The organism is Acetobacter papayae JCM 25143, from assembly GCF_000613285.1.
Classification (GTDB): Bacteria; Pseudomonadota; Alphaproteobacteria; order Acetobacterales; family Acetobacteraceae; genus Acetobacter; species Acetobacter papayae.
Genome location: NZ_BAIN01000153.1, coordinates 1 through 1,456, shown reverse-complemented (window position 1 = coordinate 1,456; position 1,456 = coordinate 1). Strand labels below are relative to the sequence as shown.

Here is a 1,456-nt window from a genome sequence, read left to right as displayed (position 1 = left end):
GGGGGCTGCGGTATCGTGGGCATCCACCCGCAGTTGCACGCCGGGTGTTCCCTGCTGGGGCTGCGTGGCCAGCGCCATTTCCGCCCCGGCAAGCAATTCGCGCCCAAGGGGAGCATTGGCCCCGCTCAGCGGCAGCAGCACACCAACGCTACGGCTGGGTGCGGGTTTTTGTGCTTCAGTCACACCGGCAGAGCCAGCCCCCGGTCCGGAAGACTGCTGCGCGCACCCGGCCAGCAGAAGCCCGCCAAGCCCAACAGCGGCAAGACCGCGCCCTTTTGGCGCATATGTGGCATAAACCACGGACATTCTGGCCATTGTGGCCTTGCATGGGGGGGCATTTGCCCCCAGAGCTTGAGCATAAAGCCCTGACAGGAACGAATATGCGCGCGTCATCATCCACATCATCCTCTACCGCCAGCCAGCCTGATGAGCCGCCGCATGACAAGACTGCTTCATTCCATAGCGAAGGGGAAGCCCCAAGTCATGTGCCTTCTTCCTCCAGCGTGCCGCCTGCGACACTCGTGCTTGTCGCAACGCCTATCGGCAATCTGGGCGATTTCAGCCCACGCGGGGCCGAAGCGCTGGCTGCGGCAGAACTCGTATTGTGTGAAGACACGCGCACCACCGCCCGGCTGCTGAGTGATCGCGGGATCAGTGCCCGCACGGAAGCGCTGCATGAACATAACGAGCGCCAGCGTGTTCCCGCCCTTGTTGCCCGCCTGCAGGCAGGTGCGCGGATTGCACTGGTTTCAGACGCGGGCATGCCCCTGCTGTCCGACCCCGGCTACCGGCTTGTGCGTGCAGCCATAGAGGCAGGTATTACCGTAACCGCCGTGCCCGGCCCCAATGCGGCGCTGACCGCTCTGGTGCTGTCAGCCTGCCACCCTATCCGTTTCTGTTTGTCGGCTTTCCGCCCCCCCGCTCCGCCGCCCGGCGCGAGGCCTTTGCCCGATTGCATGCGGCGGAACGCGCGGGCCTTGGCGCAACCCTGATCTGGCATGAAGCCCCGCACCGGCTGGCCGACACCCTGCACGACATGGCCGCCGTATTCGGGCCAGACCGCCCCGCCGCTGTTGCGCGCGAACTAACAAAACGCTTTGAGGAACTCCGCCGAGGCAGCGTGTCGGAACTGGCGGATTTTTACACCCAGACACCGCCACGCGGCGAAATCACCCTGCTGCTGGGCCCAGCCCCGGAAGAAAGTGCTAGCGCCGATGATCTGGATGCCACCCTGACCAGCCTGCTGGCCACGCATTCTGTCAAGGATGCGGCGGCTCTGGCGGCAGCCGCGGCGGGCCTACCCAAACGGGTTGTCTATGCCCGCGCACTGGAACTGGCCAACCAGAAGAAAGATTAGGCGCAAAACACGCCAACACTTGGTAAATGGCCGCCCTCAGGCGGCGGCCACGGCCTCGCCCGCCGCATGGCCGCTGGCCCATGCCCAATGGAAACTTAT

2 pseudogenes are annotated in these 1,456 nt (G+C 65.0%); one reads left to right on the top strand and one right to left on the bottom strand.

What is annotated here, in order from left to right:
• A pseudogene (locus JCM25143_RS20410) lies at positions 1–396 on the bottom strand (hypothetical protein); the annotation flags it as partial.
• Between JCM25143_RS20410 and rsmI the strand changes: the two are divergent.
• Positions 381–1,357 (top strand): annotated as a pseudogene (gene rsmI / locus JCM25143_RS20405) (16S rRNA (cytidine(1402)-2'-O)-methyltransferase). The pseudogenes JCM25143_RS20410 and rsmI overlap by 16 nt on opposite strands.
• The last annotated feature ends 99 nt before the right edge of the window (positions 1,358–1,456 follow it).